The sequence below is a fragment of the Burkholderia sp. S-53 genome, assembly GCF_025560745.1.
In the GTDB taxonomy this organism is placed as follows: domain Bacteria; phylum Pseudomonadota; class Gammaproteobacteria; order Burkholderiales; family Burkholderiaceae; genus Burkholderia; species Burkholderia pyrrocinia.
Map to the genome: position 1 here is coordinate 1,828,186 of NZ_CP090484.1, position 13,486 is coordinate 1,841,671.

The window sequence follows — 13,486 nt, forward strand, 5'->3', positions numbered from 1 at the left end:
GTTGGAGTCCGAGGTTAAAAACCGCTGCTTTGCATCGTGCGCCCGGAGCGAACTGCCCAAGACCGACACCAAGGTATATTGACTGCCCGTTCGCAAAAGCCGATCGTAGTATCAGGAGGAGCGCTGCAGGAAGGGACAGCGATGGAAAGCGAACTTGGTCGTACTGTGGATGCGCTCCCCGGGTTGGTTTGGACGGCCTTTTCTGACGGTCGTATCGAGTTCGTCAATCAACGCTGGTGTGAATATACGGGGCTTTCCGTGGAGCAAGCTGTGGGCGAAGGCTGGCAGACGGCGTTCCACCCCGACGACCTGCGCGCGCTGCTCGACACCTGGCAGACTGTCATCGCCTACGGTGAACAAGGCGAGGCGGAAGCACGAATGCGTCGCTTCGATGGCACGTATCGCTGGTTCATATGCCGAGCCGGTCCCATTGCCGATGTTGCCGGGAACATCGTGAAATGGTGCGGGATCAACTCGGAAATCGAGGACCGAAAGCAGGCCGAAGCTGCCCTACACGTGCAAGAGCAGCGCTTCGAGCTGATCGTCGATAGCCTTCCCACCCGCGTCATCCTGTTTGCTCCCGACGGTGATGTTTTGCACGCCAACCGCCATACGCTCGACTACTCCGGCGTGACCCTCGAAGAGTTGAAGGCATGGAAGACCAACGGCCTGACTCATCCGGACGACCGGGAAGCGGTGATTGCGCGGTTCAATGCGTCGATCAGCACCGGCGAGGCTTATGACGCGGAGTCGCGCCATCGCCTTGCCGACGGTGTCTACCGATGGTTCCGCGTACAGGGCTTTCCGTTGCGCGACAACGAGGGCCGAATCGCGCTCTGGTATTTCCTTCAGACGGATATCGATGACCGCAAGCGTGCCGAGGCGCTGCTCGAGGCTGAAAACCGTCTGCTCGAGATGGTCGCCATGGGACTGCCCTTGCGAACCGTGCTTGATGACTTATGTCGGCTGGTCGAAGAGATCTCGAGCGACTGCCTTTGCAGGATCTCTTTTCGGGAAGCCCACGGCGCGGCATGCCGGCACCTGGGATCGCCCGGCCTCCCGAAGAGCTTTCTACCACCTCCCGGTGTACGTGCTGCCACCCGTGACTCCGGCCCCCTCGGAATGGCGGTGTCCCTCAAAGCTCAGGTGATCGTGCCGGATGTCGCGTCAGACGCACGCTGGACAAAGGCGTGGCGGGATCGCAGCCTTGCACACGGACTGCGTTCCTGCTGGGCGACGCCGATCCTGTCGCGCACCAACGAGCTGCTGGGAACATTCACCATATTCCGCTCTGATCCCGGCACCCCCACTTCTTTCCAGCGCGATCTGATCGGACATTTCACGCACATCGCGAGCATCGCCATCGAACGGGCACACAGCATCGCCGCGCGCCAGGAGGTGGACGAGCGTTTACGTCAAAGCGCGGCGCTGATGGCCAAAGTCGAGCAGCTCAGCTCGAGCGGAAGTTTTTGTTGGCGTCCGGCAACAGGCTCGATCACGTGGTCGGAGCAGCTCTATCGCATCTTCGAGATCGAGCCAGGACTGAAGGTCACAATGGAGATGATCGCAGCTCGATTCTACCCAGGCGACCTCCATTTACTCCGTGAAATGATCGAGCGGGCGCAAGAAGGGAAGGATCTGGAGCTCGCCCCTCGTCTGCTGCTGCCCGGCGGCTCGGTCAAATACCTGCAAATACGGGCTCATGCCACGCGTGACCCGCAGGGCTCGCTGGATTACATCGGCGCCGCGCAGGACCTGACGGAGCGCCGGCAGTCCGAAGATGCGCTCCTTGCGTTGCGTACCGAGTTGGCTCACCTGAGCCGAGTCAACAGTCTGGGCGCGCTCACCGCCTCGATCGCGCACGAGATCAACCAACCATTGGCCGGCATCGTGACCAACGCCAGCACGGGTCTGCGAATGCTGAGCGCGGACCCGCCAAATCTCGAAGGCGCGCTCGGGACCATACGACGCACGATTCGTGACGGGCACCGCGCGTCGGAGGTGATGACGCGCCTGCGTGCGCTGTTCAGCAAGAAGGCAATGACGACAGATGTGGTCGACCTGGCTGAAGCCACGTATGAGGTCATCGAACTGCTTCGCGGCGAGATTCGCAACAAACGGATCGTGCTGCATCTCGAGACAGCCGACGAACTGCCGCCGGTCACCGGAGACAGGGTTCAGCTCCAGCAGGTAGTGCTGAATTTGCTTCTCAACGCAGTGGAGGCGATGACTGACGTCGATGACCGTCCACGGCGGATGCTGGTCAAGCTCGAATACGACGAGGACGACTGCGTGCGTTTCGCGGTGACCGATTCCGGCATCGGCTTCGATCCGCAGCAAATGGACAAACTCTTCGACGCCTTTTTTACGACCAAGCGCGAAGGGATGGGCATCGGCTTGTCTGTGAGTCGCCGTATCATCGAGAGCCACGGCGGCCACCTTTGGGCATCCTCCAACGCAGACCAAGGTGCCACATTTTCATTCTCCGTTCCGCGATGTGCGGACAGCATACCGGCCGCCAGGCAATCCGCGTGCGAGAACGCGGAGCACGCCGAAAGGAACCTATGATGGCCAAGCGCTCACTCATCGCGATAGTCGACGATGACGAGTCGGTACGCGAATCGCTGCCCGACCTGCTGCGCGAGTTCGGCTTTACGACACGGGTGTTTGCGTCGGCAGAGGCATTCCTGGCGTCCGGCTGTGTCGGCGAAACCCGATGCATGATCCTCGACGTCGCCATGCCCGGTATGTCCGGCCCGGATCTGCAGCACGAACTCAAGCGGTGCCGGCAAACTGTTCCGATTGTCTTCATCACGGCGCATGCGGACGAAACCCTCCGTCCTCGCATGCTCGCAGAAGGTGCCGTTGCATGCCTCATCAAGCCGTTCAGCGACACCGCGCTGCTTGGGGCGATCCAGGCCGCACTTCAGGTCGAATGATCCATCCAGATGCCTACGAAGGGAGTTCGCAATGTCATCTGACCGTGCAATCCAACTCGACTCCGAACTGTCGTCGGCGCGAGCCACGCCGGTCGTCTTCATCGTTGACGACGATGTCTCGGTGCGTGAGTCGCTCGAAGCAATGATTCGCTTTGCCGGTCTCAGGGCGAAGACGTTCGCTTCCGCGCAGGACTTTCTTGGATGCCAGCGCGCAACGGTTCCGAATTGCCTGGTGCTGGACGTCAGTCTGCCCGATCTCAGCGGCCTCGATCTTCAGAATCTCGTTGCATCCGAGCGCACCGACATGCCGATTATCTTCATCACCGGCTACGGCGACGTGCCGATGACCGTGCGAGCCATGAAAGCGGGAGCCGTTGAATTTCTCACCAAGCCTTTCGACGACCAGGTTCTGCTCGATGCCATACAGCACGCCATCGAGCGCAGCCGCGCGGCATTGAACGTCGAAGCCGGGATGCAGTCGATCCGTGATCGATATGCTTCACTCAGCAAACGCGAGCGGGAGGTCATGGCGCTAGTGGTGCGCGGCCTTCTGAACAAGCAAGTGGGCGCCGAATTGGGCATCAGCGAGATAACGGTGAAGGTGCATCGCAGGCATGTCATGCAGAAGATGAACGCAAGCTCGCTCGCCGAACTTGTCAATATCGCGGGAAGACTTCATCTCGGCCGCACGACTGAGTGATACATGGCACAGGCTCCTGCACGCCGGTGACTACGCCAGTCCGGAACTTGCGTCACCGAACCCGCAGCTCGACACGTGTCTCCTCGCGATATCCGCGTCCGAGTGCCTTCGACATCGCGATGTCTTGACTCAGGCGCTGCCCGTCGATGTCCGGCATCGAGATGCGTTCGAGCATAGCGGCCTGGCGGGCGTCCATCGCCATCAGCAGGCTCGCGACGCCCCGTCCATAGCGCGCTTGCGCACTCGCCTCGGTGACCGATACCGCATCGATCTTGTGCGCCTGCAACGCGGCTTCCTCGTCGGGATCCTGACGCATTCTGCCCGCCACCGCTACATCGGGCACGGCATTCAGCACCGCCTGGTTGTACTGCGCGATCAGCGCATTGCTCGCCGTGCGCGCACCGCTCAGGTTGGCGTCGAGCCGGCCGCCATCGCCTCGCAATCCGCGTGTTCCGCCCACAGAGCCGTCGGCGTTGCATGGGTGTCGCCCTGTTGTCTCAACCGTGCCGCGAGAGTTCGCGAGCAGTGCCCTCGGTCGACGATGCGATTGCCAACGATACAACGCATGTTGCCTTGGCCAGGCACTCGACTGTCGAGAAGAGTCCAAGCGCAACGCAGCGCGTGTACTCGAGAGGCAAGGCCGGCGCGATGGCGAGCACGCTCGCTCCGCATATGACCGTAAAGACCCGACGGGCAAAGCGCCGGTCGGCGACGGCGGCGGCGCCGATGAGGCACAGCAGCACCTTCGACGTCACCAAGGCGAGCAGCGCGGTGGAATTGATCGACGCGCCCAGTTCCAGCGGCGCTTCAACCAATGCCCAGCCGCAAGTCACGACGACGGATGCTTTGAACAGGCGCTCCGATCTGGGTGCCAATTCGACCGGATCCTTTGGAACGGGCTTCCAAAGAACTTCATTGCAGTCCAGCGGGTTGATGAAGTCGGCCGTTTTCCGGGGATTCACGAGAATGTCTCCTCTGGGCGGGACGGGAGCCTTTGTCAGGCTCGGCGTTGAATCCTTCCAGCGCGTCGTGCATGCCGAGAGCGCGCCTCGCCGGCTTGCCGAAGCCTTGACGTTGCACGTGCCGGAGCGGCGCTTCTGCCAGCCTGGCGGATAGCTTGGGCGCCGCACAACGCAAGCCGCACGATACGCGGGCCGCGGGCGCCATATGGCTCGTTTCCGTCTTTCATCAGACAGTCCTCCACGCAGACATTGCCGGCCGCGATTGCGCGGGCGGATACACATTCCACGATCCGTCGTCGTGACGAAAAAAGAAGATCGACAGCAGACCGCCGGGACGCATCGCCTCGACGCACACATACCGACGATGCATCTGCGTGTGGCAGACGCGTGCAACGTGCGCGGGCATCGCAGGCGTGGGCGCGAGCCATTTTTCGACGGCCTGGCGCAGTGTCTTTTCAGTCGCGCTCATGATGGTCACCTTCAGGTCTTCGTGTACTTCAAGCGCCAGATGCAGCGTTCATGCTGCCCGCGCCAATAACGGCGTGGACGGCTTTCACGCGCTCAACGATGAAAGTGCTCACGAGGCACAGCAGCGCGTGGACGCCGGTGCGTGGATCCGCAAGGCAGGCACGAATCTGTTCGCTGCGGCTATCGCCGAGCAGGCACCACGCGCAGAAGTGCTCGCAGTTGTTCGTCAGCAGGCGATAGCGGTTCTCCCCGAGGCGCGAGCGGGCACGCAGCACAGCTTCTTCACCGCAATACGTCGGGAACGGATGCCGACGCAGGGCCACGGCATGGCCGTCGGCGAACGCTTCGAGCGGGACTTCCTCGACGGGGCCGCGGCGCTCGGACGTGGCGAAGCCAGCGTAGTGGATGACCTTGCCGTTACCGACATAAATACCGTGATGCTGGTATCCACGACGTTGCGTAATCAGGTGGGCACCGAGATCGGGCTCGTCGTTGAAACCGCGGAGCGCGACGTCCGCCAATGGACAAGCGGCTGCGCGGTTTGCGACCTGCTCGCTGCTTGATCGCCGGAGGTTACGGTTCATGGCGTGGCTCCAAGTCCGGGAGTGAACGGTCGATGCGACGAACGGACGGCGACGCACCTGGCGGAGTGAACGCGTCTGGCGCGTCGTCTTGCGATCAAATTTAGGTTGTGCCTCGCACCGTCGCAATTGAACTTTGGTTTAGGTATGACACGGCATGCGTTCGCACCGATACGAAGGTATAGCGACACCTTTGTGCAATGGCGTCCCACACGGTCCACGGCCTAAATTCCAATCCAGTAACAACGCGTTCGCCACGCGCGCCGTGGTGCTTCCTCTATAGGACGATCATCATGCTGACCAACGTACTCGACCTCTCGCGCGCCCAGTTCGCGATGACCATCGTCTTCCACATTCTGTGGCCGATCCTGACGATCAGTCTCTCGTTATTCCTGCTTCTGATCGAGGTACTGTGGATCCGAACGAATGACGTGATGTACTACCGCCACGCTCGCTACTGGGGCAAGTTGCTCGTGCTCAACTTTACGGTCGGCGTGGTTACCGGCATTCCAATGGAGTTTCAGTTCGGCACCAACTGGTCCGGCTTCTCTCGGTTTGCCGGCGAGTTCGTCGGCAATATTCTGGGTTTCGAGGGCGCCATGGCGTTCATGCTCGAAGCCGGATTCATCGGTGTGATGACGCTCGGCTGGGGGCGCGTGCCACGTGGCGTCCATCTGTTCGCCACGGCGATGGTAGCGCTCGGTTCCAGCATTTCCGCGTTCTGGATCATGGTCGCCAACTCATGGATGCAGACGCCCGCCGGCGTTGCCGTCGTCAACGGCAAGCTTGTGGTGACGGACTATCTGGCGGCCATCTTCAACCCCGACATGGTATGGGGCGTCTCGCACATGTGGATGGCCGCGATCGAAACGGGCATGTTCGTGATCGCGGGCATTTCCGCGTACCACCTGTTCCGCCGGCGGAATCCCGAGTTCTTTGCGCGCTCGTTCAAGATCGCATTAGGCGTGCTCGTCTTCGCAGCACCGATTCAGGTCTGGCTCGGTGATTCGAGCGGCACCAGCGTGTTCGCGACACAGCCCGCAAAGGGCGCCGCGATAGAGGGGCACTGGAAGACCAACAAGGCCGGCACGGGTGCCGCATGGTCGCTCGTTGCCTTGCCCAATCAGGAAAAGCAGCGCAACGACTGGTCGATCGAAGTTCCTGGACTCCTCAGCATCCTCGGAACGCATTCGCTGCACGGACAGGTCAAGGGGCTGACGGACTTCCCGCGCGCCGACCAGCCACCGATGGTGCCGCTCCTCTACTACGCATTTCGCCTGATGGCCGGCATCGGCTTCGCGTTCATGCTGCTCGCGTTCTGGACGGCGTATGCACTGCGTAAGGCACGCGGCAGTCTCGAGCACCTGCTCGCACAGCGCAAGCTCTTGCTCGCATGGGTGCTGTGCATTCCGCTGCCCTATCTGGCTGTCGAGGCTGGGTGGATCGTGCGTGAGGTGGGACGTCAGCCCTGGGTTGTCTACGGATTGATGCGAACGAGTCAAGCCGTGTCCACGGTTCCCGCGGCCGCCGTAACGGCCAGCATGGCGATGTTCTTCGCGTTCGACGTCGTGTTGCTCGTCACCTTCTTCCTTCTCGCACGGAATTGGCTGAAGAAAGGTCCCGATCTCACGATCATGCCGCCCCCGGCCACGATCGTCGTGCCCCGGACGGTGACGAGCGACTACTGAAACCTCTTTCTCGAACTGAAGGGAGACTCTTCCATGGACAGCACCACACATTCACTGCTTGCCGTCACGTGGTTCGGCCTGATCGGCCTGATGCTGGTCTTCTACGTCGTCACGGACGGATTCGACCTCGGAGTGGGCATGCTCACGCTGCTCAGAAGAAAGCGCGAAGACCGCGATGCCATGGTTCAGACCATCGGACACGTGTGGGATGCGAACGAGACATGGCTTGTCGTGGTCGGGGGTGGCCTGTTCGGGGCCTTTCCCGCGGCCTACGCGATCCTGATGCAGGAACTCTATCTGCCTGTCATGGCACTGCTGGGCGGACTGGTCATGCGTGGTGCGGCCATCGAGTTCCGCCATAGCGCCCGGCATGGACGGCTGTGGGACACCGTATTCGGTGCAGGTAGCCTCGTCGCCGCAATATCGCAGGGCGTCATACTCGGCAAGGTGATCACCGGCTTCCTGCCTGGCGGACTCAATACGGTGTTCATCGCAGTGACAGCCATTGGCGTGGTAGCCGGCTATACGCTGCTCGGCGCAACCTGGCTCGTAAAAAAATCGACAGGCGTGCTCCAACTTTGGGCCCGGCGGCTGGCCTTGCTCAGCGTACAGTTCACGGTGGCCGCCGCGCTCGTGCTCACCTCGGCTATCTGGCTCGATGGTCTCGCTGTCGATGCACGCTGGTCCCAGGCGGGCATGTTCACTCCGCTCGCGCTACTCGGCACACTCGCCGCGCTGTCGTACCTCTGGCTCAACGCGTCACTCTATCGGAGAAGCGAAAACGCGCCGTTTCGGGCAGCGGTCGCACTTTTCATCGTGTCGTTCGTGGGTCTGGTGATCAGTCTCTATCCCGACTTCGTTCCGGGCAGGCTCTCGATCCTGCAAGCCGCGTCGGATACCCTGACCCTCGCGTTCATGTTGATCGGGATCGGGCTCGTGTTCCCGGTGATGATCGGCTACAACCTGTACCAGTACGCGGTTTTTCGCGGCAAGGTGATCGACAACAAACGTGCAGAAGGTTAGCGCCGTCGCGGTCTAACCGTTATGCCGCACTCTTGCCCTGAAGTCAGTGAAAATGGGACCGCCTTCGCGGTCCCTTAAGCTTTGGAAGCGATTCGACTCAGGCGAGAAACCCGTCAAGCGAGCCGAATGTCCGGTTGAGCCAATCCGTTGATCTGTTCCGCTGTCCAGAGCAGCGTTGCTCTGCGCAGGCCGTGCAGCGCCTGCTGATGGCGTCGGTACAGCATCGCGTGGCTGAACTGCGCGAGTCTCCCTCGAATGAGTCCCCCTGGAAAGAGACCGAAGCGTCCAAGTGTGCCGAACGCATCGTATTTGCTCAACGATACAAGCGATCCAAAATCGCGAAATTCGAAATCAGGAATCGGCTTGTTGTGACGGACCCATTCCGGCAGGTGACGTGCCAGGTGCTCGGCCTGTTGAGTGGCCACCTGTGCGGTCGGAGGAAGCGGTCGCTGCGCACCTTCCAGCGTCAGGGAAGCGCAATCGCCGAGAGCAAAGATGCTTTCGTCGTGCAGAGCCTGCAGGGTGCGCGACACCACGATCTGGTTTGCGCGGTTGGTCTCCAGGCCAGCAAGCCGATTCATGAAATCGGGCGCCTTGACGCCAGCTGCCCAAACCATCAGATCCGCATCGGCAAGCTTTCCGTCTCCGTACCGAAAGCCTTCCGGCCCGGCCGACGAGACTGCCGTCGAGGTCAGCACGCGAAAGCCGATTTTCTCGAGTCGTTGCTGGCTGGATAACGAGATCTCCGGCGGGAAGGCCGGAAGCACGCGAGGTCCTGCCTCGAGAAGTGTCAGACTCAGCCTTTTCCTGAACGCCGGATCGCCATAGCTTGCGGCGAGCTCGAACAGATGGCTCAGCTCGGCTGACAGTTCGACCCCGGTGGCACCGGCGCCCACGATCGCCACGCGGAGCGCCTCATCCTTGACGACGCTGCGAAGCGCACGTTCGCGCAACGCGATGTTGAACGCCTCGGCCTGCTGTTGGCTGTCAATGAGGTGGCAATGCTCCACGACGCCAGGCACGCCAAAATCGTTCGCGCGGCTGCCCAGGCACAGCAACAGCACATCGTATGGAACCGTTCGCGGCTCGAGCATCAAACCGCCCTCGTGTGCTGTCATCGCAGCAAGCTGCACTTCGCGCACTTGCCGGTCCAGTCCGCACATCTCGCCCGGTTGATACGTGAAGCCGTGCTGACGCGCATGTGCGAGATAAATGACGCGCTGCTGATTCACGTCGCGCGTGCCCGCGGCAATCGTGTGCAGCATTGGTTTCCAGATATGCGTCGGGCTTCGGTCGATCAAGGTGACGGTCGCCTCACCCGGTCGACCCAATCGGTCGCCGAGTCTGGTTGCAAGCAAAATCCCGGCGATTCCGCCACCTACGATCACGATACGCGTTGGCTTTTTCATGGCAAGTTCCCAATGAACGATTTCGAATGGCCCGCCATTAACCTGCAAACTCGATGACGCGGATCGTCTTCATGCGTCGCTCATGCTGCCTTGCCAAACCACTCAACCGACGAGAAGCGTGCAAAGGAAGGCACGGACAGGTGCATATGCGCGATTAAAGCCGGAGCACGGGAGCGTTCCGGAAACATGGCGGGAAAGGCATGCCGAAGGCATGGAAGAGGCCGCAGCAAAGCGTCGGCCTGCGAACCAATTTAGGCGGCACCGGACGCAGTCGCAATTGCACTTTGGGTTAGGTATGACGCGACATGCCTCCCCACTGATACGAAGGTGTCGCCGACACCATCGTGTAATTGAGTCGCACGCTGCTGACCGCCTAAAGTGGGCTTCGTGAGCTACGCATTCCCATCCTGGCGTAGTTCAAACGTAACCGGCCACACAACGTCACGAGAGCATCGTGTGCCGCGGGAACGACGACACCGTCACCAGACGGCACTTGTCCTCTCACTGATGTTCGGTCTCCTGTCAATTAACGCGACACGCAAGGACTCACGATGACTCAGTCTCAGACCAACGGAAGCAACGGTTCTCAGGGCGCGACCCGCTCAGGACGTCTGTTTCTCCTCGAATTGAGCGGTGGCCGCATTCACTCGATGAATCCCGATGGATCCGACCGCAGAACGATCGTCACGGACTGCCGCATGCCCGACGGCATCGCCGTGGATACGGATGCCGGTCATATCTATTGGACCAACATGGGTTCGGTCGGCCCCCATGACGGTTCGATCGAGCGCGCCGACCTTGACGGCAAGAACCGCGTGCTCATCGTCCCGCAAGGCATCACGCATACGCCGAAGCAGATCCACCTCGACAAGGATGGCGGCAAGCTCTATTGGTGCGACCGCGAGGGCATGCGCGTGATGCGCGCCAACTGCGACGGCTCGCAAGTCGAAACGCTGGTCGAGGCCGGTCGAGGCGACACCGACCGGAGCGACCAGATGCGGTGGTGCGTCGGGATCACTGTCGATCCGAAGTTCAAGAAAATCTACTGGACGCAAAAGGGCCCGGACGACGGCGGTCAGGGCCGCATCTTCCGCGCGAACCTGGAGATCCCGCAAGGCGAATGTCCGGCGACGCGCTCCGACATCGAGGTGCTGTTCGATCATCTGCCGGAACCGATCGACCTCGAGCTCGACCTCGTGAACCGCGTCCTCTACTGGACTGACCGTGGCGATCCCCCGCGCGGCAACACCGTCAATCGCGCCCCGATCGACGAAACGGCGGCGCCGGAGATCGAGATCACGCACCTGCTGGAGGGAATCGGTATCGCGCTCGACGTTCCCGGTAACCGGATGTTCTTCACGGACCTGGGCGGCTCGGTCTATTCAGCGGATCTCGATGGAAGCGGCGAGCGCAACTTCCTCTACGCCCAGGGCAATCTCGCCGGCATCGCCTACGCCGAAGTCTGACGCACACATTGGAGAAATCACATGAGCGACACCAAACCTATTCGCCGCATCGCCATCATCGGAACGGGCGTGATCGGCGCGAGCTGGGCCGCGCTGTTTCTCGCCAAGGGATTGCACGTCGTGGCGACTGACATCGCACTGGACGCGGAGTTCTCATTGAGGAAATTCGTGGACGCCGCCTGGCCGGCGCTCACGAGATTGGGCCTCTCGCCCGGCGCGTCACCGGCGAACCTGACGTTCACGCCCGTGCTCGAGGAAGCGCTCGCGGGCGCGGACCTGGTCCAGGAAAACGGTCCCGAGCGGATTGATTTCAAGCAGAAGCTCTATGGACAACTCGACGAACTGCTGGCTGCCGACGTGATCATTGCGTCGAGCTCGTCGGGACTCACCATGAGCGAAATCCAGAAGGGCGCCGCGACGCATCCGGAGCGTTGCGTCATCGCTCATCCGTTCAATCCGCCGCACCTGATCCCGCTGGTCGAAATTGTCGGCGGAGCCAGGACTTCCGAGGACACGATCCGGCGTGCAGCGGAGTTCTATACGTCGATCGGGCAGCGCACGGTGCGGGTCAACCAGGAGATGCCCGGCCACGTCGCAAACCGGCTGCAGGCCGTATTGGCGCGCGAGGTGTATTACCTCGTCGCCGAGGGTGTGGTGAGTGCCGCCGACGCCGACACCGCACTGTCCTGGGGCCCGGGCCTGCGGTGGGGGCTGATGGGCAACATGATGCTCAACCATCTTGGCGGCGGTTCAGGCGGCATCGAGCACTTCTTCCAACAGTTCAGCGGCCCGATGACGGCCTGGTGGAAAACCCTCGGCACACCGGTGCTGACCCCGGAAGTGCAAGAGAAGCTCATCGGCAGCGTCCATGCTGAAGTCGGATCGCATTCCATCGAGGAGCTGGAGGCCGAACGCGACGAGTTGCTGCTCGGTCTGCTTGAGCTGCGCAAGAAAATAAGCATGACGAATTAGACGATATCGATCGCGCCGGTCGCGTAAGCGCTACCGCAACCGCCGCGATCGGTCACTCGACCGAGGTGCCCATTTTTTCGGCCTCAAGCCACAGCAACAGGAGTCGCAAGGTGCCTACTACTGCCACTGCAAGCAACATCACCACGAAGCAGCTTCCGCCGCCGAACAGTGATTTCTACCGCTATGCAGACACCTTGGCGAGGGGCTCGGCGGCAACGGCATGCTCGCCGACTACAACGTCGCGCGGTTCTTTGCTGACGCCGAGGCGCTCTATTCCTACGAGGGCACGTACCAGATGCAGAACCTGATCGTCGGGAAGGCGATCACGGGGTTCAGCGCATTCATCTGTGACCACAAGCGAGCCGGCGCGCCTTTCGCCGACTCACGACCTGTAAGGAGAGACAAACATGTCATCGACAACGACGACGCTCGAATCATCGAAATCAGTAGTGCATAGCGATTCATCGGCGGTAGGACTGACACTCGAAAACGTCCTGTACGAGAAGCGCGACGCGATCGCGTACGTGACCGTGAACCGTCCCAAGGTGCTCAACGCGCTAAGCGCGTCGACATGGAAGGATCTGCGAACGGCTTTCGAGGATGCGCGGGAGGACGCTGCCGTGCGCGGCGTCATTCTTACCGGCGCGGGCGACAAGGCATTCGTAGCCGGCGCCGACATCAGCGAGCTTGCGCACGCGACCGCGATCGACGCGGAGCAGTCGAGCCGCTTCGGGCAGGCGACGCTCGACCTGATCGAAAACCTTGGCAAACCGGTGGTCGCGGCGATAAACGGCTTCGCACTCGGCGGCGGCTGCGAGACAGCAATGGCTTGCACTATCCGCATCGCCGTGGAGCACGCAAGGTTCGGTCAGCCCGAGGTCAAGCTGGGCTTGCTCCCGGGTGGTGGCGGCACGCAGCGGTTGCCGCGTCTGGTCGGAAAGGGCCGCGCGCTCCAGCTCATTCTTTCCGGAGAGGTCATCAGCGCGCAGGAGGCTTATCGCATCGGGCTCGTCAATGAGATCGTTGCGGCAGCCGATCTTATCCCGCGTGCGGAAGCCATCCTGAAGACGATCGCTGCGAACGCGCCTGTGGCTGTGAAGCTGTCGCTCGACGCGGTGAACAAGGGATTGAATGCGAGCCAGAGCGAGGGCCTTGCCCTCGAAGCCTCCTACTTCGGACTGTGCGCCGGGACGGAGGACAAGAAGGAGGGCACGTCCGCCTTCCTCGAAAAGCGCGCCCCGCAGTTCCAGGGGTGGTGAAGCCAGTACGACGAATCAG

Annotated in this window: 14 protein-coding genes; 9 read left to right on the forward strand and 5 right to left on the reverse strand. The window is 61.6% G+C overall.

Annotation, left to right across the window (positions count from 1 at the left end):
• Window positions 1-141: 141 nt before the first annotated feature.
• From LXM88_RS30305 to LXM88_RS30315, 3 genes are read left to right on the forward strand one after another with little or no spacing between them, the layout of a single operon-like run.
• Window positions 142-2,568, forward strand: a complete 2,427-nt coding sequence (locus LXM88_RS30305; protein WP_262543118.1) for a PAS domain-containing protein — start codon at window positions 142-144, stop codon at window positions 2,566-2,568.
• Window positions 2,568-2,939, forward strand: coding sequence for a response regulator (locus LXM88_RS30310; RefSeq protein WP_262543119.1), 372 nt, complete (start codon window positions 2,568-2,570; stop codon window positions 2,937-2,939). The genes LXM88_RS30305 and LXM88_RS30310 overlap by 1 nt, the downstream gene beginning before the upstream one ends.
• Window positions 2,940-2,970: 31 nt before the next feature.
• The gene (locus LXM88_RS30315; protein ID WP_262543121.1) at window positions 2,971-3,639 is read left to right on the forward strand and encodes a response regulator transcription factor; all 669 of its coding nucleotides are present in this window, start codon (window positions 2,971-2,973) and stop codon (window positions 3,637-3,639) included.
• A 52-nt stretch (window positions 3,640-3,691) separates the two neighbouring features.
• On the opposite strand, the gene LXM88_RS30320 is transcribed toward LXM88_RS30315, so the two are convergent.
• The 4 genes from LXM88_RS30320 to LXM88_RS30335 all read right to left on the reverse strand — a co-directional run bounded on the left by LXM88_RS30320 (window position 3,692) and on the right by LXM88_RS30335 (window position 5,653).
• Window positions 3,692-4,081: a hypothetical protein gene (locus LXM88_RS30320; RefSeq protein ID WP_262543122.1), complete on the reverse strand. Its 390-nt coding sequence runs from the start codon at window positions 4,079-4,081 to the stop codon at window positions 3,692-3,694.
• Between the two features lie 55 nt (window positions 4,082-4,136).
• The gene (locus LXM88_RS30325; protein ID WP_262543123.1) at window positions 4,137-4,601 is read right to left on the reverse strand and encodes a hypothetical protein; all 465 of its coding nucleotides are present in this window, start codon (window positions 4,599-4,601) and stop codon (window positions 4,137-4,139) included.
• A gap of 226 nt (window positions 4,602-4,827) precedes the next feature.
• Entirely contained in the window at window positions 4,828-5,070 is a 243-nt protein-coding gene (locus LXM88_RS30330) for a hypothetical protein (protein WP_262543124.1), read from the reverse strand.
• A gap of 28 nt (window positions 5,071-5,098) precedes the next feature.
• A complete protein-coding gene (locus LXM88_RS30335; RefSeq protein ID WP_262543125.1) occupies window positions 5,099-5,653 on the reverse strand; it encodes a lecithin retinol acyltransferase family protein in 555 nt (184 codons plus the stop codon).
• A 290-nt stretch (window positions 5,654-5,943) separates the two neighbouring features.
• On the opposite strand from LXM88_RS30335, the gene LXM88_RS30340 reads away from it, so the two are divergent.
• Complete coding sequence (locus LXM88_RS30340) at window positions 5,944-7,338, forward strand: cytochrome ubiquinol oxidase subunit I (RefSeq protein WP_262543126.1); 1,395 nt, start codon at window positions 5,944-5,946, stop codon at window positions 7,336-7,338.
• 33 nt (window positions 7,339-7,371) lie between these two features.
• Window positions 7,372-8,361: a cytochrome d ubiquinol oxidase subunit II gene (locus LXM88_RS30345; protein WP_262543127.1), complete on the forward strand. Its 990-nt coding sequence runs from the start codon at window positions 7,372-7,374 to the stop codon at window positions 8,359-8,361.
• A 113-nt stretch (window positions 8,362-8,474) separates the two neighbouring features.
• On the opposite strand, the gene LXM88_RS30350 is transcribed toward LXM88_RS30345, so the two are convergent.
• Entirely contained in the window at window positions 8,475-9,770 is a 1,296-nt protein-coding gene (locus LXM88_RS30350; protein WP_262543128.1) for an NAD(P)/FAD-dependent oxidoreductase, read from the reverse strand.
• Window positions 9,771-10,321: 551 nt separating this feature from the next.
• Between LXM88_RS30350 and LXM88_RS30355 the strand changes: the two genes are divergently transcribed.
• The 4 genes from LXM88_RS30355 to LXM88_RS30370 all read left to right on the forward strand — a co-directional run bounded on the left by LXM88_RS30355 (window position 10,322) and on the right by LXM88_RS30370 (window position 13,467).
• A complete protein-coding gene (locus tag LXM88_RS30355) occupies window positions 10,322-11,236 on the forward strand; it encodes a 3-hydroxyacyl-CoA dehydrogenase (protein ID WP_262543129.1) in 915 nt (304 codons plus the stop codon).
• Between the two features lie 21 nt (window positions 11,237-11,257).
• Window positions 11,258-12,208: a 3-hydroxyacyl-CoA dehydrogenase NAD-binding domain-containing protein gene (locus LXM88_RS30360; protein WP_262543130.1), complete on the forward strand. Its 951-nt coding sequence runs from the start codon at window positions 11,258-11,260 to the stop codon at window positions 12,206-12,208.
• A gap of 220 nt (window positions 12,209-12,428) precedes the next feature.
• Window positions 12,429-12,665, forward strand: coding sequence for a hypothetical protein (locus LXM88_RS30365; RefSeq protein ID WP_262543131.1), 237 nt, complete (start codon window positions 12,429-12,431; stop codon window positions 12,663-12,665).
• The gene (locus LXM88_RS30370; protein WP_262543132.1) at window positions 12,616-13,467 is read left to right on the forward strand and encodes an enoyl-CoA hydratase-related protein; all 852 of its coding nucleotides are present in this window, start codon (window positions 12,616-12,618) and stop codon (window positions 13,465-13,467) included. The genes LXM88_RS30365 and LXM88_RS30370 overlap by 50 nt, the downstream gene beginning before the upstream one ends.
• Window positions 13,468-13,486 lie beyond the last annotated feature (19 nt).